Origin of the sequence: Mesorhizobium sp. M6A.T.Cr.TU.014.01.1.1 (genome assembly GCF_004022765.1) — a bacterium.
In the GTDB taxonomy this organism is placed as follows: Bacteria; Pseudomonadota; Alphaproteobacteria; order Rhizobiales; family Rhizobiaceae; genus Mesorhizobium; species Mesorhizobium mediterraneum.
Map to the genome: position 1 here is coordinate 54,782 of NZ_RZPG01000003.1, position 18,327 is coordinate 73,108.

The window sequence follows — 18,327 nt, forward strand, 5'->3', positions numbered from 1 at the left end:
AAGCGGCCCGAAAAGGTTAGCGGGGGTCGCGCAGCCTGTGCAAACCCCTGTTCCCGCCTGTGGATTCTCGGTGGAAAACCTGTTCACAACACAACATGTTGGGGTGAACAAACGGGGAAACTTCCGCCAGCGCTGATTCGTCGCCGTTTCGTTCCGGCTTTGACCGGAAGGTTAACGACAAAGGCTGAAAACACCCCTCGAACCGTTAAGGCGCGTTAGGAAAGATCAATAATTTCATAATGTTGGGTGACGCCTGCCGGCCTGCGCCGATCGTTCACCGGCAAATGTTAACGACGACGTCCGCCCTGCATGAATCGGGCCAGTTCAGCGATTCAGCATGTGGTGAGACTCGCCGGCAAAAAACCCAGATATAGCCGTGAACAAAACCTGAATCAGCAAGAGTCAGCGATTCGTAGCTGATTCGTTCCAGACTCGTTCCAACTGTTAAATCAGGACCGGTTGACAACACCAGACGGGAGCCTTCGAGCTGCCGTTGGAACATTCCGCTTTCGCTTCGCGCCCGAAATCCCTATGTGTCGCTTGTCACACGCGCCACCATGGGGCGCGCTCCCGACAACGCGAGGCAGAGAGCCTTATTTCCAGGTCGATGAACATCCAGTCGAAACACACTGAGCCGCTGATCCTGTCGGGCCGCGACGTGACTGCCGTGCTCGGGCCGACCAATACCGGTAAGACCCATCTCGCCATCGAGCGCATGGTGGCGCATGAAAGCGGCATTATCGGCCTGCCGCTCAGGCTGCTCGCTCGCGAGGTTTATACACGCGTCTGCGAGAAGGTCGGCGCTCACAAGGTGGCGCTCATCACCGGCGAGGAGATGATCCAGCCCGACGGCGCCAGATATTCGGTCTGCACGGTGGAAGCTATGCCGCGCCAGACCGACGCCGCCTTCGTCGCCATCGACGAGGTCCAGCTGGCCGGCGATCTCGAGCGCGGCCACATCTTCACCGACCGCATCCTGCATCTGCGCGGCCGTCAGGAGACGCTGCTGCTGGGCGCGGCCACCATGCACGGCATCCTCCAGCGTCTGCTGAAGGGCGTGTCGGTGGTGACTCGGCCACGGCTGTCGCATCTCGCCTATGCCGGCTCGAAGAAGCTGACCCGCCTGCCGCGGCGCACGGCGATCGTCGCCTTTTCCGCCGACGAGGTCTACGCCATCGCCGAACTGATCCGCCGCCAGCAGGGCGGTGCGGCCGTCGTGCTCGGCGCGCTATCGCCGCGCACTCGCAACGCGCAGGTGGCGCTGTTCCAGTCAGGTGATGTCGATTACCTGATCGCCACCGATGCGATCGGCATGGGCCTAAACCTCGATCTCGATCATGTCGCCTTCGCCCAGAACCGTAAATTCGATGGCTACCAGTATCGCAACCTGACGGCGGCCGAGCTCGGCCAGATCGCCGGCCGCGCTGGCCGGCACTTGCGCGACGGCACCTTCGGCGTCACCGGCCAGGTCGATCCGCTCGACGAAGATCTGGTCAAGAAGATCGAAGGGCATGAGTTCGACCCGGTGAAGGTGCTGCAATGGCGCACCGCGCATTTCGACTTCGCCAGCCTCGATGCGCTGAAGCGCTCCATCGAGACCAACGCACCGGTCGAAGGCCTGACCCGTGCGCTGCCGGCAGTGGATGCACAGGCGCTCGAGCATTTGTCCCGCGACGAGGACATCCGGGCGCTTGCCACCGACGCCAGGCGCGTGGCGCTGCTGTGGGAGGCCTGTGCCCTCCCCGACTACAGGAAGATCGCGCCGGCCCAGCATGCCGACCTGATCGCCTCGATCTACACGGACCTTGCCAGGCATGGCCATGTCGACGAGAATTACATGGCAGAGCAGGTCCGCCGTGCCGACACCACCGAGGGCGACATCGACACGCTGTCGCACCGGATTGCCCAGATCCGCACCTGGACTTTCGTCTCCAACCGGCCCGGCTGGCTGGCCGATCAGGCACACTGGCAGGAAAAGACGCGCGAAATCGAAGACAGATTGTCGGATGCGCTGCATGAGCGGTTGACGAAACGCTTCGTAGACCGCAGGACTTCCGTCCTCATGCGGCGCCTTAGAGAAAATACCATGCCTGAAGCCGAAATTAGCCCAACCGGAACCGTCCTCGTCGAAGGCCACCATGTCGGCGAGCTGCAGGGGTTCCGCTTCACCGCCGACCAGAGCGCCGGCGGCGAGGACGCCAAGGCGGTGCGCACGGCAGCCCAAAAGGCGCTTGCAGCCGAATTCGAGGCGCGGGCCGAGCGCTTCGGCGCCTCGGCCAACGGCGACATCGCGCTCGGCTCCGACGGCACGCTGCGCTGGATCGGCGCGCCGATCGGCACGCTGGTCGCAGGCGACGAGCCGCTGAAGCCGCGCCTTGTGCTGCTGGCCGACGAGCAGCTCACCGGTCCAGCCCGCGACAAGGTCGCGGCGCGCGCCGAGCGCTTCGTCAATTTTCAGATCGAGTCCTTGCTGAAGCCGCTGGTCGACCTCAAGAACGCCGAGCAGATCACCGGCATCGGCCGCGGCATCGCCTTCCAGCTCGTCGAGCATTTCGGCCTCATCAACCGCCGCGACATCGCCGAGGAGATGAAGTCGCTCGACCAGGAAGGCCGCGCCGCCCTTCGCCGGCTCGGCGTGCGCTTCGGCGCCTACCACGTCTTCGTGCCTGCGCTGATCAAGCCGGCCCCGGCCGGACTGGTGACGCTGTTATGGGCCCTGAGGAACGACGGCAAGGACAAGCCCGGCTTTGGCGACGTGGTTCACGCGCTGGCCTCCGGCCGCACCTCGGTGGTCATCGATCCCACCTTCGACAAGACCTTCTACAAGCTGGCCGGCTACCGCAATCTCGGCCGTCGCGCGGTGCGCGTCGACATCCTTGAACGGCTGGCCGATCTGATTCGGCCGGCAACCAACTGGAAGCCGGGCCTCGGTCAGCGGCCCGAGGGCGCCTATGACGGTCAGTCCTTCATGGTGACGCCGCCGATGATGTCGATCCTCGGCGCCACTGCCGACGACATGGAAGAGATTTTGAAAGGTCTCGGCTATCGCGCCGAGCCGAAGCCGGTGGCCGAGGTGAAGGCGCGGCTCGAGGCACAGGACAATGCCGCGCGTGAAGCCGCCGCGGCTAAGCAGGCGGCGCAAGAACAAGCCGAGCAGGCCAAGGCAGTGGAAGCCGCGATTGCGGACACAGCCGCCGAGGCGCCGGCCGAGAGTTCGGAATCGGAAGCGGCTACCGCGGCAGAGGCCACAGCCGAAGTTCCCGCGGAACCCGCAACCGAAGCGGAGCCTGTCGCGGAACCTCAGCTGGAAACTCCGGCTGAGGTCACGGAAGAGGAGCTGCCTGCAGCGGAAACCGCAGCTGAAGTGCCTGCGGTATCAGCGGCTCAGCCAGAGGCAGAACCCGAAGCCGCCGAGGTTGAGGTCGCACCGGCAGAGCCGGCTTCCGAAACCTCGCCTGCAACGGAAGCAGTTTCGGCCGAGCCTGCCGCGGCGGCGGAAGCCGCCACTGGCGAGGCTGTTCCAGAGGCCGAGGAACCAAAACCCATTCTGTTGTGGCGGCAGGGCCGCTTCGACCAGCGCCCGCGCCACCGCCACCATGACAACCGGCCCCGTGACAATTCACGGGACAATCGCCCGCGCAACGGGCAAGCCGCGCGCGACGGCCGTGGCGACGCGCCCGCAGATGCCACCGGCGGACAACCGGCCGGCGCTCCAGGCAGCCGGCCCACCCATGAAGGACGCCGCGACGGCGCCGGCAAGCCGCGCTTCGACCGCAGCAAATTCAAGCCCAAGCCCCAGGGCGAGGCGGGAGAGCGGCGCGACGGCAAGCCGCAGGGCGAGCGTTCCGATCGTCGCGAAAGCCGGCCTGACTGGAAGGGCGGCAGGCAGGACGGCAAGGGTGGCGCGCCAGGTGGAAAGCCCGCGTTCCAGCCTAAGCCTCGCGAGGAGCGTCCTGTGCGCTTCGACCCGGATTCTCCATTCGCCAAGCTCGCCGCGTTGCGCGACCAGCTGAAGAAGTAAGCCCCGCTCGCTCCGATGGTCACTGATGCCCGCCAGCGCATCGACAAATGGCTGTTCTTTTCGCGTGCGGTGAAATCGCGATCGCTTGCCGCGAAGCTGGTGGTGGCCGGACGCGTCCGCATCAATCGCGACAAAGCAGCGCAGGCCTCCGATATGGTTCGGGTCGGCGACGTCCTGACCATCACTCTTGAGCGACGCATCTTCATCTGGAAGGTGCTCGGCACGGGGAGCCGGCGCGGCCCGGCCGAGGAAGCGCGCCTGCTTTACGAGGATATGTCGCCACCGCCGGTGCCAAAAGGCGAGGCCGTTCCGGATGCGATTCCCGCGCTGCGCGATGCCGGCAGCGGCCGCCCGACCAAGAAGGAACGCCGGGATACCGACCGGTTGTTCGACGACGACTGACGCATAACCGGGCTTAGCCGCATCGCCCCTCTGGAATTCCATTCCGGAACATCGGTGTCGCGCGGCAATGGCTGCCCTTGCAAGCAGCGGGTAAAGGCGTTACCTGACCAAAAAAGCCCAACAAAAACGGGACGTCCCGGAGCCGACTGATGACCTATGTCGTGACCGACAATTGCATAAAATGCAAATACATGGACTGCATCGAGGTCTGTCCGGTCGACTGTTTCTACGAAGGCGAGAACATGCTCGTCATCCATCCCGACGAGTGCATCGACTGTGGCGTCTGCGAACCCGAATGCCCGGCCGACGCGATCAAGCCGGATACCGAGCCGGGTCTCGACAAATGGCTGCAGATCAACACCGAATATGCTGATAAATGGCCCAACATCACCGCCAAGAAGGAGCCGCCGGCCGACGCCAAATCCTTCGATGGCGAGGCCGGCAAGTTCGAGAAATATTTCTCCGCCGAGCCCGGCGAAGGCGACTGACAAGACCGCTGAGTCAGCCAGCATAACGCCGCGTAATAGGCACGGCACATTAACCGCCTTGACAGGCGGCGATGGCGCATGGCCTTCGCGCGTGCAGCAAAACCTTGATTCTTCCGACTTTTTGTGCTACATCAACCAAACATGCCGGTGACACAACGTCGATTTATGGCGCAAACGCCCCAAATCACTGAAAGGTGAATTTCTCAATCCGGACCAGAGTGATCTGGGGCAGGCGATCGCAATTATGCGGTTTGCCGGCCTCGGCTTTTCCGGTGGGTTCATCGTTGCGCGGCTAACGATCGGTTACCCGATCGCGCGAGTTCGGCCGGCAGAATGCCGGTACCACACCAAGGAGTTCATGGCGTAATGGCAACTATCACCCCGCAGAAGAAGTCCAGCGCAGCGCGTCACGGTTTTAAGACCGGCGAGTACATCGTCTATCCGGCGCATGGCGTCGGCCAGATCGTCTCGATCGACGAGCAGGAAGTTGCGGGCCACAAGCTGGAACTGTTCGTCATCGACTTCCAGAAGGACAAGATGCGCCTGAAGGTGCCGGTTGCGAAGGCGACCTCCATCGGCATGCGCAAGCTGTCGGAAGAAGATTATGTCGATCGCGCGCTGAAAGTTGTGCAGGGCCGCGCCCGCGTCAAGCGCACCATGTGGTCGCGCCGCGCCCAGGAATATGACGCGAAGATCAATTCCGGCGACCTGATCTCGATCTCGGAAGTGGTGCGCGACCTCTACCGCGCCGACAACCAGCCGGAGCAGTCCTATTCCGAGCGCCAGCTTTATGAGGCGGCACTCGACCGCATGGCGCGAGAGATCGCGGCCGTCAACCGCATGTCGGAAACCGAAGCGGTGCGCCTCATCGAGGTGAACCTCAACAAGGGTCCGAAGCGCGGCGCCAAGGCCGACAACGAAGAAGCCGAGCAGGAAGAAGCTGCCTGAGCGCTTTCGCCTTAGAATTCAGAAAAACCCGGCCTCGCGCCGGGTTTTTTGTTTTTTGCATGTCGTTATGCCAAAACCGCTACGCCCTTTTGGGGCAGCATGCATTAATCTTCGCCGCCGCCTTCCTTCTCCGCCTCCTGCCTCAGCGTCGCGATGAACCGCTTGGTTCGCTGGCGCTCCGGATTGCTGAACAGAACAGCGGCGGGGCCTTTCTCGACGATGGCGCCGGCGTCGAGGAACACCACCTCCTGCGCGATCTTGGAGGCGAGGCGCAGATCATGCGTCGCCATCACCATGGTGGTGCCCTCGCGGGCGAGCTGGCTGAGCACGTCGACCACTTCCTGCGCCAATTCCGGGTCGAGCGCTGAGGTCGGCTCGTCGCACAGCAGCACCTTCGGCGACGGCGCCAGCGCCCGGGCAATCGCCACGCGTTGCTGCTGGCCGCCTGACAGGGTCGCCGGCCAGGCATCGGCCTTGTGCGCCATGCCGACCTTTTCGAGCAGGGCGAGCGCCCGCTCGCGCGCCCTCGCCGTCGGCCATTTCAGCACCGTCACCAGCCCCTCCATGACATTTTCGATCGCCGTGCGGTGCGGAAACAGCTGGAAATTCTGGAACACCATGCCCGTCTGCAACCGCAGGCGCTGGATGGCCCTGCCGGGAACTTTGCCGCCCGGTTGGAATTCGAGCGCGTCGTCGCCGATGCGCACCGTGCCCGAAGTCGGGATCTCGAGCAGGTTGATGCAGCGCAGCAGCGTGCTTTTCCCGCCGCCCGAGGGACCGACAAGGGCGGTGACGCTGCCTTCCTCGATGGTGACGGTCACGCCCTTCAGCACGAGGTTGTCGCCAAAGCGCTTCTCGATGTCGGTGAGGCCGATCATGAGCGCGCCTCCAGGAAGCCGCCATAGCGGTTGAGCCGCTTTTCCAAGCGCGTCTGCAATGCCGACAGCACGGAGCTCAGCGCCAGATAGAGAGCCGCCGCCTCGATATAGAGGATCAGCGGCTCATAGGTGGTGGCGACGATGCGCTGCGCCGCCTGGAACATCTCCGGCACGGTGATGGCGGCGGCCAGCGATGTATCCTTGACCAGCGAGATGAAGGTGTTGGATAGCGGCGGCACCGCGACGCGGCCGGCTTGCGGCAGTATGGTGCGCCGCATCGCCTGGCTCCAGGTCATGCCGATCGAATAGGCCGCCTCCCACTGCCCCTTCGGCACCGAGCCTATGACGGCGCGGATGATTTCCGACGTATAGGCGCCGATGTTGAGCGTGAAGCCGATCAACGCGGCTGAAAAAGCGTCGAGCAGGATGCCGACCGAAGGCAGTCCGTAGAAGATCAGGAAGAGCTGCACCAGAAGTGGCGTGCCACGGAAGATCCAGACGTAGAAGCGAACCACCGCGACCAGCGGCTTCGGGCCGAACAGCCGGACCAGCGCCGCGACCAGTCCGACGAAGAGGCCGAATGCGAACGACAGCAGCGTCAGCGGGACGGTGAAGATCAGCGCGGCCCATAGCAGCGTGGGCAACGAGTCCAGCATCAATTGCAGCCAGTGCGGCACGAAAACCCTCCTTGCGAGATTGCCGCCCAAAAACCGGCCCGGCAGCATCGAGGCGCGACCATACGATCGTCATATCACGCGAAAAGCGGCGGCCGTCAAAGACGGCTCGCCGCGATACTTGCCATGCGGGCCGGAAAACCCGGCCCGCTCCGTGAAATGCGCTTACTTCGAAACGTCCTGGCCGAAATAGGTGTCGGCGATTTTCTGGTAGGTCCCGTCGGCCTTGATGTCGGCCAACGCCTGATTGATGGCGGCGACCAGTTCCGGATCGCCCTTGCGCACGATGACGCCGGAATAGTCGGCGTTTTCTTCCTGCGCGGCGATCTTCACATCGGCGTCGGGCTTGTGCTTCTTGAAATCGAGGAAGGACAGGCTGTCGTTGATGGTGGCGTCGGCGCGGCCGGTAAGAAGCAGCTGGATCGACTGGTCGAAACCGTCGGTGCCGACGAGCTCGGCGCCGTTCGTTTCGGCGAGCTTGCCGAAATTCGAGGTCAGCGACTGCGCTGCCTTCTTACCCCTAAGGTCGGCAAAGCTCTTGATGTCGGTATTGTCGCCGCGCACGATCAGCACCGCCTTGGAAGCGATGTAGGGATCGGAGAAATCATACTTGGCCTTGCGCGCCTCGGTGATGCCGACCTGGTTGATGACTGCGTCATAACGCTTGGCGTCTAGGCCGGCGATCAGCCCGTCCCATTTGCCTTCGAGGAATTCGGCCTTGACGCCGAGGCGCTTGGCGATCGCCTGGGCGATCTCGACGTCGAAGCCGACCAACGCACCCGAGGCATCATGATAGGTGAAGGGGGCATAGGTGCCTTCCGTGCCGACCTTGAAGACACCGGCCTGCTTGATCTGATCGAGATTAGCGCCGGCATGGCCTGATGTGACGGCCAGAACCTGCAATGTTGCGGCGACGATAAGCGATTTGAGCCATTTCATTTTTCTGTGATCCCGTCCTTGGCCGGTGTCCGGCGCATTTGTGAGCGCCGGAAACTGACAGATGCAGGCTCGCAAAATAAGGAATAAGATTTCAAAAATGATATGATTTCGAAATCCAATTCTCAAGCCCACATCGAGTCACGCCAACCGACCGCGTAGCGACCGCCGCAACGAGCTTTCGGACAGTGCAATCCACGCGACCTCAGCGGCGGAACCATTCACCCGCGTGGCACGTTCTTGGCTGTTGTAGGGCGCGGCGTCGCCAATTCAACCACGATGCCAGCTCAGGGTCGCACCACAACGCCCGGAACAGGGAGCGTGGCATGATGGAAGATACGGCAGGGCGAACCATGGTCCGCGCGGCGATGAAAGCCCCCTATCTCGAGCGCGACGAGGAGCATCTTCTCGCGCTGCGCTGGAAGGAAGACAACGACCAGCAGGCGCTGCACCAAATCGCCATGGCACATATGCGGCTGGTCATTTCCATGGCCTCGAAGTTCCGCCACTATGGCCTGCCGCTCGGCGACCTGGTCCAGGAAGGCCATGTTGGCCTGCTGGAGGCAGCGGCCCGCTTCGAACCGGAGCGCGAGGTACGGTTTTCGACCTATGCGACATGGTGGATCCGCGCCTCGATGCAGGACTACATCCTGCGCAACTGGTCGATCGTGCGTGGCGGCACCAGTTCGGCGCAAAAGGCGTTGTTCTTTAATCTGCGGCGCCTGCGCGCCCGCTTGGCAAACGGCGCCGAGCCGATCTCGAATACCTCGCTCTATCGCGAGGTGTCGGTGGCGCTCGGCGTCTCCGAGGCCGACGTGGCGATGATGGATTCCCGCCTTTCGGCACCGGACAGCTCACTCAACCAGCCGCTCGCCGACGATGCGGGCGCCACCGAGCGGATGGATTTCCTGGTTTCTGACGATCCTCTGCCGGACGAGGTCGTGGGTGACACGATCGATGTCGAACGCCGCTCTGTCTGGCTGAAAACGGCGCTCGGCGCGCTCAACGCCCGCGAGCTCAGGATCATCGAGGAGCGCCGGCTGAGCGACGAGGGCGCGACGCTCGAAGCGCTCGGCGAGGCGCTCGGCATCTCCAAGGAGCGCGTCCGCCAGATCGAGGCACGCGCCATGGAAAAGCTCAAGATAGCGCTGGTGAAGCAAAACCCCGAGTTTCTGGCGACAGCCGCCTGAACCTCATCTGTCGGTGATGATCTTGACTTTATCACCGGCCGAAACGGCAGCACCGGGCGACATCGCATTGAGCACCCTGAACAGGTCGAGCTTGCGGTCGACGCCGACCATCTGCGCGGCGAGCGAGCCCATGGTCTGTCCGGGCTGCACCGTGACGACGCGGATATGCAGCGGCTTCAGCGCCGCTTTCTCGGCCGCGCTCAAGATACGGAACGAGCCGCTGACCGAGCGCGCCACGGCGTCCAGCGAGGTGCTGGCGGAGGGGGCTGCCGTCAACAGTCGGTAGACCTGACCGCCGGCGCGGATCACCGCGATGTCGAACTGCCAGCCCTCGGCGCTGGCATGCGCCGTCGCCGCCTCGTTGCCGTTGATCGTTTCCTGGCGCACGCTGCTTTCGTCGAGACCAGCCACCCAACCGCTGCGGATGTAGTCGGTCAGCGGGCGGCTCTTGTCGATCGAAACGCCGTCGAAGCGGATCGCTATGTCGCCGGGTCCGGTTGCCGTCACCGCCGCAGCCGAGTTGTCGATGATGAAGCCGCCGGGCACCGAAAACGACACGCCGAGCCCCGGATGCAGGAAGGTTTCGCCACGCACATAGCCTTCCTCCGGCGTGTCGCCATAGAGCAGGCCGTCTATACCGGCGAGGAAGGGGTCACGGTCGCGCGTCCCGACGCCAGGCGCGCCGAACTGGCGGGCATGGCGCTGCGCCAGATCGATGCGCTGCGGCGTGTTGGGGTGCGTCGCCAGGAAGTCGAGGCTGGCGTCGGTGGCGCCGCTGATCGAGCGGAAATCGGTGTAGGCCGACATGGACTGCAGGAAGCGGCCGGCGGCAAAGGGATCGAAGCCCGCCTCGCCGATCGACTTGATGCCGATGCCGTCGGCCTCCAGCTCCTGATTGCGCGAGAACTGGGCTAGCCGCAGCTTACCGCGGATCAGTGCCGCTTTGGCGGTCGGGCTGTCGCCGAGCACATCCGAGACGACCTTGGTTGCAAACCCCTCCTCGGCCTCGAGTTGCTGGCGCTGCAAGCCATGGTTGGCAGTGACGTGGCCCATCTCATGCGCGATCACCGCGGCGAGCTCGGCCGAATCGTTGGCCAGCGCCAACAGGCCGCGCGTGATGTAGAGATAGCCGCCCGGCAATGCGAAAGCGTTGACGTTGGGCGAATTGAGGATGGTGATGCGGTAGGTCTGGGTCGGGTTGGCCGACACCACGGTCAGGCGGCCGACGACCTTGGCGACCATGCGCTCGAGCTTGGGATCGGAATATTCACCGCCATAGGTGGCGAGGATACGCGGATGCTGCGCCTTCGCCATTTCGGCGAGCTTGCTGTTAGCGGCGACATTGTCGACCGTGATCGGTTTGCTGGAAGGCTGGAAGCCGGATTCCTGAACGTCCGGAGGCGTGAACATCTGGCAGCTTGCCAGCGCCATGGCAAAGCCGGCCAGCGCGAGGAAGCGCGCCAGCGGTTTCCTTCTCACTCTGTCGGTGCCGGTCGGCAGAACAGCTTCCTTTCGGGTCTCGGCACATGACCCCGAAAATCGGGCATCGATTTTCAGAAAAGGATCATGCGCAAAATCAAACTGCCACAGCATCCTTCGCGCGCACGAGCACACGCGGCACTGTAGTGGCAAATCACAGTCTATGCCGGACCAGTATCGGAGGACCTAGCCACACTACTTTGACCAAGGCAAGCAAACGCCACATCGCCTGAAGCCGGTTTGGCCGTAAATTATGTCCGCTTCCGGGCAACATCTCGTGATCCTTGGCCAAACGGACCTGCACCGATATAACGCCGGAATGCTTCCGGTCCAGCCTTGGTGAAAAAATCGGCGACAGTCCCCGTCGCGGCAACCGTGCCATTGTCCAGGAACACCATGTCCTGGCCGATACGGTGGGCGTCCTCCGGCTGATGGGTGACGAACAGCACCGTCATGCGCCGCTCCGCATGGACGCCGGCTACCAGGTCGAGCATGTCGTCACGCAAGGCCGGCCCGAGCGAGGCGAACGGCTCATCGAGCAAAAGAACCGGCCGATCGCGCACGAGGACGCGGGCGAGTGCGACACGCTGCCGCTCGCCGCCGGAGAGTTCGCGCGGCAGACGCCGTTCCTTGCCGGCAAGGCCGACGCGCTTGAGTGCCCCCGCGATTGCCACGTGGTCGGCCTCAGCCAGCCTGAGCGACGGCGAGCGGCCAAGGCCGACATTTCGTTCGACCGAAAGATGGGCGAAGAGATTGTTCTCCTGGAACACCATTGACACGGGCCGCGCCGAAGGCGGTTTGGCGCCGACATCGGCGCCGCTGATCAGCACGCGGCCCGATCGTGGCGTCTCAAAGCCGGCCACCAGATTGAGGAGCGTCGATTTTCCCGAGCCGCTCGGCCCCATGATCGCAGTGATCTTCGAGGCGGCGAACGCGACATCGAATAAAAACGGCGCTTCGCCATAGCTGAACGAGACCTTTTCCAGCCGCACAGCCGTGCCGTTTTCAGCGCTGCTGAGCGTCATGTCTTTTCTCCCCGCCCCAGCCGATCCGCGGCCAGCACAAGCGCGAGACAGACCAGGCCGAGCAGCAGCGCTAGGCCGGCGGCATCCATCGTGCGGTAGCTGCCCATGCGCGCCAGCAAGAGATAGGGCAGTGTCTGCAGGGAGTCGCTACCGAACAGGGCGATGACGCCGAGATCGCCGAGCGACAATGCCATGGCAAAGGCGAAACCCGTGGCGAGCGGCCGCCGCAGCGACGGCCAGTCGATCAGCCGGAACCGGTTCCAGCCCGAAATGCCAAGCAGCAAACAGAGCCGTTCGTGGCGTTCGCTCGCCGCATCATAGCCGGGGCGAATAGCGCGGATGGCAAACGGCATCGCCATCACCGCGTTGACGGTGACGACCATGACAGGGGCGATCGCGAAGACGTCGCTGACGGTACGCAGGAGCAGAAACCAGCCGGCGCCGATGACGATGGGCGGCACGACGAGCACGAAGCCGGCGCCGGTATCGGTGGCATGCTCGAGCAGCGTCTTGGCGCCGACGCGACGCTTCAGGGCCAGTGCCCGTCGTCCCATGACGAGCGACAGCGACAGCGCCACCGAAAGCAGCGCCGCCAGCAAGGCGAGCACTGCGCTGGTCAGCGTCGCTTGCCGCACAGCGCTCTCGCCCGCCAGCCGGCCAAGATCGGCGCCAAGGCCCGACTTCACCGTGGCCGCCATCGGCCCGGCGACGAACAGCAATGCCAGAACGATCAATGCTGCGTTCAGCACGGTCTCGCCGACGCTTGCCGAAAGATACCGGCGCGGTGCCACCGACAGGTTGGCATCGCCGACGGTGTTGGCGCCGAGCCGCATCAACACCAGCACCACGACGAAGGTCAGCGCGATCTGCAGCAGTGTCAGCGTCACCGCGCGGGCAGGATCGAAATCGAAACGCAGCGCCTGGTAGATAGCGACCTCCAGTGTCGTCGCGCGCGGCCCGCCGCCCAGCGTGAGCACGATGGTGAAGGATGTGATGCACAGCATAAAGACAAGCCCGGCGACGCCCGGCAGCGCCGCCCGCAGCGTCGGCCATTCGATCAGCCGGAAGGCCGGTCTGGCGCCCATGCCGAGCTGGTTCGCCAGCCGCCACTGGTCGGCCGGCACTGTCCCCAGCGCTTCAAGGAACAGCCGCGTGGCCAGCGGCAGATTGAAGAAGACATGGGCGACGAGAATGCCGGACAGGCCGTATATGCCCGGCCAACCCTGACCGCCAATCGCGCTGAGCAGGCCGGCGAAATAGCCGGCACGGCCATAGAGGGCCAGAATGCCGAGCGCGGCGACGATGGCCGGCAGCGCCAGCGGCACGGCGAAGAGCTGCAGGATCAGGCCGCGGCCAAAGAACCACGGATGCCGCGACAGCGCCCGCGCAACGAGCAGCGCCGGCAGGACGGACAGCAGTGTCGACAGAAGCGCTTGCCATAAGGTGAAACGGACAACGCGGAAGAGATAGGGGTCGAAGGCCGACGCGGCGCCGGACGGGTCGCGGGCGCCTTCGACGATGAGCCCGGCGAACGCTCCACCGATCAAAAGTGCTATTGCCGCAAGCGCGAGAATGCCAGCTGTGACGCGGGAATCCGATGATGGCGCGCGTTGCACGCTAGACCACCAGATTCGAGATTCTTAGCGAGGATTGCGTTCCTTCGCGCCCCCCTCTGTCCTGCCGGACATCTCCCCCACGAGGGGGGAGATTGGCAGGTTCAGCGCTCCGCTCATTCCGGCAATGTCGGAGATTGGCGAAAGCCGGCATGATGGCCGATCTCCCCCCTCGTGGGGGAGATGTCCGGCAGGACAGAGGGGGGCGCCGTAGAGTGATCATCGTCAATCAGAAGCTACTTGCTCATCACCGCCAGCCATTCGTCGACCCAGGCCTTGCGGTTGGCGGCGACCTCTTCGGGGCTGAACAGCAAGGCCTTGGTCGGCTTGACGAGCTTGTCGAAGGCTGGGTTGAGCGGCTTGTCGGTCTTGCCGGCAGGAAACATCCAGTTGGTCTCGGGAATGACGTTCTGGAATTTCGGACCGGTCATGAAGGCCAGGAACTTTTCCGCCAGCGGGTTCTTCGCACCAGTCGTGGTGATGCCGGCAACCTCGATCTGCAGGTACTCGCCCTCCTCGAAGGACGCCGCCTGATAGCGTTCGGTGTTTTCGGCGACCATGTGATAGGCCGGCGACGTGGTGTAGGACAGCACCATCGGCGCCTCGCCCTTGGTGAACAGGCCATAGGCCTCGCTCCAGCCCGGCGTCACGGTGAGCACCTTTGCCCTGAGCTTGGCCCAGGCTTCCGGCGCCTTGTCGCCATAGACCGATCTCACCCACAACAGCAGGCCGAGACCGGGCGTCGAGGTGCGCGGATCCTGGATGACGATCTTCTCATCGGCATCGCCCTCGACCAATTCCTTCAGGCTCTTCGGCGGGGTCTTCAGCTTTTCGGTGTCGTAGACGACGGCGAAATAGCCATAGTCGAACGGCACAAAAATATCGTCGCTCCAGCCGCCCGGCACCTTGACGTCCGATACCGGGCCATGCGGCGAAAACAGGCCGGTAGCCTTGGCTTCCACCGTCAGATTGGTATCGAGGCCGAGCACGATGTCGGCCTTGGTCGCGGCCCCTTCCAATCTGACGCGATTGAGCAGCGCGACGCCGTCGGCGACCGCAACGAAATCGAGAGTGCAGCCGCATTCCGCCTCGAAGGCCTTCTTGACCGCGGGGCCTGGACCCCAGTCGGCGGTGAAGCTCTCATAGGTATAGACGGTGAGTTTCTCCTGCGCGGATGCTGGCCCGGTGCCGAGAACGGACGCGGCAAGCAGCATTGCCGAAACAAGAGAGTATGAAAACGTGCGCATCGGCGCCTCCTTCGTTCACATTGAAAGGAATTGAGGCGTCGGGCTGTCCGAAACGTCTAATCCCTCCGCCGGTACAAACCGGATCAGGTTCAGCGGGTTGGCATGGTTGCCTCTCAGCTGGTCCGCGAAGATCACGTCCAGCACCCCGTTAGAGCGTTTCGACACATAGGCCCGGCCGAAGTGCTGCGCAAGCTGAAGTTTGCAGGGCATCTGGAGCGCGGCCTTCCGTTTCGCAAGCAGGGCTGGTAAGGGCCACGCATATGAGCAAATTCACCATCCTGCTTGGCGGCGATCTTATCCGCACGCCGCTGGTCGACCGCCAGGTCGAAGGCTCCCGTGTCATCGCCGCCGACGCTGGCATCGGCCATGCCCGGACGCTGGAGCTGACGCCGGAACTCTGGGTCGGCGACTTCGATTCGGTGCCGGCGGACTTGCCGGACGATCTGGCCGCCGTGCCCCGCCAGGTGTTTCCGGCAGAAAAGGACAAGACCGACGGCGAGCTGGCTATCGCCGCTGCGCTCGAACGCGGCGCGACCGGGCTCGTGCTCGCCGGCGCGTTCGGCGGCAAGCGCACCGACCACGCCTTCCTGCACCTCGCGCTCAGCATCCGGCTGGCCGAGGCAGGCATAGAGGTGCTTTTGACCAGCGGCGCCCAGGAAGGCATCCCCTTGCTTCCCGGAAAGACCGGCTTCGACTACGCCGACAGCACGCTGTTTTCGATCCTCGGCTTCTCCGACCTTTCCGGCTTGACCGTTACCGGCGCCAAATGGCCGCTGAACCACGTCGAGGTCGCGTTCGGCTCATCGCTGACCATTTCCAACGAGGTCAAGGGCCGGCTCGAAATCGCGCTGGGCAGCGGCCGCGCGCTGTTGCTCGCCCATCCTTTTCCCCTACCTGAAAGCTGACATGGCGCCGCCACTTCTCAATCTCGACGGGATAAAGCTGACTTTTGGTGGCACGCCGCTGCTCGACGGGGCGGAACTGACAGCGTCGGCGGGCGACAAGATCGCTTTGGTCGGCCGCAACGGCTCGGGCAAGTCGACGTTGCTCAAGATCGCTGCGGGATTGATCGAGCCGCAGGACGGCGAGATGTTCCGCCAGCCTTCGGCGACAGTGCGCTACCTGCCGCAAATGCCAGACATGGATGGTTTCGCCAGCGTCCGCGCCTATGTCGAGGCGGGGCTTGGACCCGCCGATGACCCCTACCGCGCCACCTATCTGATGGAGCATCTCGGCCTGTCCGGCGAGGAACGACCGAACGACCTGTCCGGCGGCGAGGCGCGGCGCGCTGCCCTTGCCCGCGTCATGGCGCCGGAGCCCGACATTCTCCTCCTCGATGAGCCGACCAACCATCTCGACCTGTCGGTCATCGAGTGGCTGGAGGAGGAGCTTGCCCGCACCTCTTCGGCGCTGATTGTCATCTCGCACGACCGCCGCTTCCTCGAGCGCGTGTCACGCGCCACCGTCTGGCTCGACCGCGGCCAGACCCGCCGTCTCGACAAGGGTTTTGGCCATTTCGAGGAATGGCGCGACACGGTGCTGGAAGAAGAAGAGCGCGAGCAGCACAAGCTCGGCCGCCAGATCGTGCGCGAGGAGCACTGGCTGCGTTATGGCGTGACGGCGCGACGCAAGCGCAACATGCGCCGGCTCGGCGAGTTGCAGACCATGCGCCAGCGCTTTCGTGGCCATCGCGGCGCCGAGGGCGCGGCGACCATGGTGGCCAGCGACGCCGCCGAATCCGGCAAGCTGGTGATCGAGGCCAAGAACATCGAGAAGAGCTTTGGCGACCTCACCGTGGTCAAGGGCTTCTCGACCCGTATTCAGCGCGGCGACCGCGTCGGCTTGGTCGGGCCGAACGGCGCCGGCAAGACGACGCTCTTGAAGATGCTGACCGGCGAATTGAAACCGGACTCAGGCACGGTGCGGCTCGGCACCAATCTGGAGATCGCCACACTCGACCAGAAGCGCGAGGCGGTCGATCCGCAAGAGACACTGGCGCAATACCTCACCGACGGACGCGGCGAGAACCTTGTCATCAATGGCGAGCAGCGCCACGTCGTCTCCTACATGAAGGATTTCCTGTTCAAACCGGAACAGGCGCGCACGCCGGTGCGTGAGCTTTCGGGCGGCGAGCGAGCGCGGCTGTTGCTGGCCCGCGTGCTGGCACGGCCGGCAAACCTTCTGGTGCTCGACGAGCCGACCAACGATCTCGACATGGAGACGCTGGAACTGCTGCAGGAGCTGGTCGCCGGTTTTGCCGGCACCGTCATCCTGGTCAGCCACGACCGCGATTTCCTCGACCGCACCGTGACCAGCCTGATCGCGCCGGACGGCGGCGGCCGCTGGATCGAATATGCCGGCGGCTATTCCGACATGCTGGCGCAGCGCGGCGGCACCAGGCTGGACGACCGCAAGGCGCGGACGAAGGCCGAGACCAGCGAAGCGACGGCGGCAGCCAGGACCGAAGCAGCTGCGCCGAAGGGCCCGGCAAAGAAACTGTCGTTCAAGCAGAAATTCGCGCTGGAATCGCTGCCCAAGAAGATCGAGGCGGTGACCGCCTCGATCTCACGGCTGGAGGACAACATCGCCGACCCGGCCTATTACGAGCGCGATCCGGCCTCGTTCCAGAAGACCATCGCCGCCCTCGACAAGGAAAGCGCCACGCTGGCCGCGCTTGAGGAGGAATGGCTGGAACTTGAAATGTTAAGGGAAGAAATGGAGGGATGAGGAGCGTTCGGCCGCGGGCCGATCGACAATTATTTGTAGATTGGAGCGACGAACGCCGAAGCCATAGCGGAGGGCTGGGCGCACGATCAGACGCCGTTTCGTCGTTGCTACGGCGGCAAATGCGCATACATTATGCGCACACTGCGGAGGTCACAATGCGCAAGCTAGCCTTGAACGCGGTTCGCCAGCCGGCAAACCTGTCGATCGACTCAAAACTCATGAAGGAAGCCAAGGGGCTTGACGTGAACGTCTCACGCGCCGCGGAGGCCGGCATCGCAGAGGCTGTCGCTGCCGAAAAGGCGCGACTATGGAAGCTTGAGAACCGAGCCACGATCGAGGCGTGGAACGAATACGTCGAAAAGCACGGTATTCCGCTGGAAGAACATCGGCAGTTCTGATGGCACGCTATGATGTCTTCGCGGGCCGGGTCGAAGGCAGCTATTTGCTGGACGTTCAATCCGACCTGCTCGACGATTTTAAAACACGGGTGGTGATCCCGCTTCTGCCGATAGCAATGACGCCGCCGCCGATGCGAAAGCTCCACCCCATCCTCGAGATCAATGGACGAAAATTGATAATGGCGACCCATCTGATCGCCACGGTTCCGGCCAAGGAATTGGGTGAAAGTCGACTGAATATCACCAGGCACCACGACGACATCGTGGCAGCACTCGACATGCTGTTCCAGGGCTTCTGAGC

Annotated in this window: 16 protein-coding genes and 1 riboswitch; of the genes, 9 read left to right on the top strand and 7 right to left on the bottom strand. The window is 63.8% G+C overall.

Translation table 11 applies throughout. The features are described from left to right. The first annotated feature begins 607 nt into the window (after window positions 1-607). The 4 genes from EN885_RS05150 (at window position 608) to EN885_RS05165 (ending at window position 5,859) form a co-directional block, all read left to right on the top strand. Complete coding sequence (locus EN885_RS05150) at window positions 608-4,021, top strand: helicase-related protein (protein WP_128241729.1); 3,414 nt, start codon at window positions 608-610, stop codon at window positions 4,019-4,021. A gap of 15 nt (window positions 4,022-4,036) precedes the next feature. Next, window positions 4,037-4,423 carry an RNA-binding S4 domain-containing protein gene (locus EN885_RS05155; protein ID WP_095487360.1) on the top strand — a complete coding sequence of 129 codons (387 nt, stop codon included), beginning with the start codon at window positions 4,037-4,039 and terminating at the stop codon, window positions 4,421-4,423. Window positions 4,424-4,572: 149 nt separating this feature from the next. After that, entirely contained in the window at window positions 4,573-4,911 is a 339-nt protein-coding gene (fdxA, locus tag EN885_RS05160) for a ferredoxin FdxA (RefSeq protein WP_095487362.1), read from the top strand. A gap of 366 nt (window positions 4,912-5,277) precedes the next feature. After that, the gene (locus EN885_RS05165) at window positions 5,278-5,859 is read left to right on the top strand and encodes a CarD family transcriptional regulator (RefSeq protein ID WP_027152934.1); all 582 of its coding nucleotides are present in this window, start codon (window positions 5,278-5,280) and stop codon (window positions 5,857-5,859) included. Window positions 5,860-5,963: 104 nt separating this feature from the next. Here EN885_RS05165 and EN885_RS05170 read toward each other — a convergent pair whose 3' ends face one another. The 3 genes from EN885_RS05170 to EN885_RS05180 all read right to left on the bottom strand — a co-directional run bounded on the left by EN885_RS05170 (window position 5,964) and on the right by EN885_RS05180 (window position 8,350). Then, window positions 5,964-6,737 carry an amino acid ABC transporter ATP-binding protein gene (locus EN885_RS05170; RefSeq protein WP_095487364.1) on the bottom strand — a complete coding sequence of 258 codons (774 nt, stop codon included), beginning with the start codon at window positions 6,735-6,737 and terminating at the stop codon, window positions 5,964-5,966. Further along, entirely contained in the window at window positions 6,734-7,414 is a 681-nt protein-coding gene (locus EN885_RS05175; protein WP_029348816.1) for an amino acid ABC transporter permease, read from the bottom strand. The genes EN885_RS05170 and EN885_RS05175 overlap by 4 nt, the downstream gene beginning before the upstream one ends. 162 nt (window positions 7,415-7,576) lie before the next feature. After that, the gene (locus EN885_RS05180; protein ID WP_095487677.1) at window positions 7,577-8,350 is read right to left on the bottom strand and encodes an amino acid ABC transporter substrate-binding protein; all 774 of its coding nucleotides are present in this window, start codon (window positions 8,348-8,350) and stop codon (window positions 7,577-7,579) included. 323 nt (window positions 8,351-8,673) lie between these two features. Between EN885_RS05180 and EN885_RS05185 the strand changes: the two genes are divergently transcribed. Further along, complete coding sequence (locus tag EN885_RS05185; protein WP_095487366.1) at window positions 8,674-9,537, top strand: RNA polymerase factor sigma-32; 864 nt, start codon at window positions 8,674-8,676, stop codon at window positions 9,535-9,537. Between the two features lie 3 nt (window positions 9,538-9,540). Here EN885_RS05185 and EN885_RS05190 read toward each other — a convergent pair whose 3' ends face one another. The 4 genes from EN885_RS05190 to thiB form a co-directional block, all read right to left on the bottom strand. Continuing rightward, window positions 9,541-10,968 carry a M48 family metalloprotease gene (locus EN885_RS05190; protein WP_164547277.1) on the bottom strand — a complete coding sequence of 476 codons (1,428 nt, stop codon included), beginning with the start codon at window positions 10,966-10,968 and terminating at the stop codon, window positions 9,541-9,543. Window positions 10,969-11,267: 299 nt separating this feature from the next. Beyond that, window positions 11,268-12,041: a thiamine ABC transporter ATP-binding protein gene (gene thiQ / locus EN885_RS05195; RefSeq protein ID WP_128241730.1), complete on the bottom strand. Its 774-nt coding sequence runs from the start codon at window positions 12,039-12,041 to the stop codon at window positions 11,268-11,270. Then, window positions 12,038-13,657 (bottom strand): thiamine/thiamine pyrophosphate ABC transporter permease, encoded by a 1,620-nt coding sequence (gene thiP / locus EN885_RS05200; RefSeq protein WP_128241731.1) that lies wholly within the window; start codon window positions 13,655-13,657, stop codon window positions 12,038-12,040. The genes thiQ and thiP overlap by 4 nt, the downstream gene beginning before the upstream one ends. Window positions 13,658-13,890: 233 nt before the next feature. After that, window positions 13,891-14,901, bottom strand: coding sequence for a thiamine ABC transporter substrate binding subunit (thiB, locus tag EN885_RS05210; RefSeq protein ID WP_126104555.1), 1,011 nt, complete (start codon window positions 14,899-14,901; stop codon window positions 13,891-13,893). A 43-nt stretch (window positions 14,902-14,944) separates the two neighbouring features. Continuing rightward, window positions 14,945-15,059, bottom strand: a riboswitch (TPP riboswitch). Window positions 15,060-15,161: 102 nt separating this feature from the next. Between thiB and EN885_RS05215 the strand changes: the two genes are divergently transcribed. The 4 genes from EN885_RS05215 to EN885_RS05230 all read left to right on the top strand — a co-directional run bounded on the left by EN885_RS05215 (window position 15,162) and on the right by EN885_RS05230 (window position 18,325). After that, window positions 15,162-15,806, top strand: coding sequence for a thiamine diphosphokinase (locus EN885_RS05215; protein ID WP_126104554.1), 645 nt, complete (start codon window positions 15,162-15,164; stop codon window positions 15,804-15,806). 1 nt (window position 15,807) lies between these two features. Further along, a complete protein-coding gene (locus EN885_RS05220; RefSeq protein WP_128241732.1) occupies window positions 15,808-17,628 on the top strand; it encodes an ABC-F family ATP-binding cassette domain-containing protein in 1,821 nt (606 codons plus the stop codon). Window positions 17,629-17,783: 155 nt separating this feature from the next. After that, a complete protein-coding gene (locus EN885_RS05225) occupies window positions 17,784-18,026 on the top strand; it encodes a type II toxin-antitoxin system CcdA family antitoxin (RefSeq protein WP_095487682.1) in 243 nt (80 codons plus the stop codon). After that, the gene (locus tag EN885_RS05230; protein ID WP_127288394.1) at window positions 18,026-18,325 is read left to right on the top strand and encodes a CcdB family protein; all 300 of its coding nucleotides are present in this window, start codon (window positions 18,026-18,028) and stop codon (window positions 18,323-18,325) included. Before EN885_RS05225 ends, EN885_RS05230 begins: the two co-directional genes overlap by 1 nt. Window positions 18,326-18,327 lie beyond the last annotated feature (2 nt).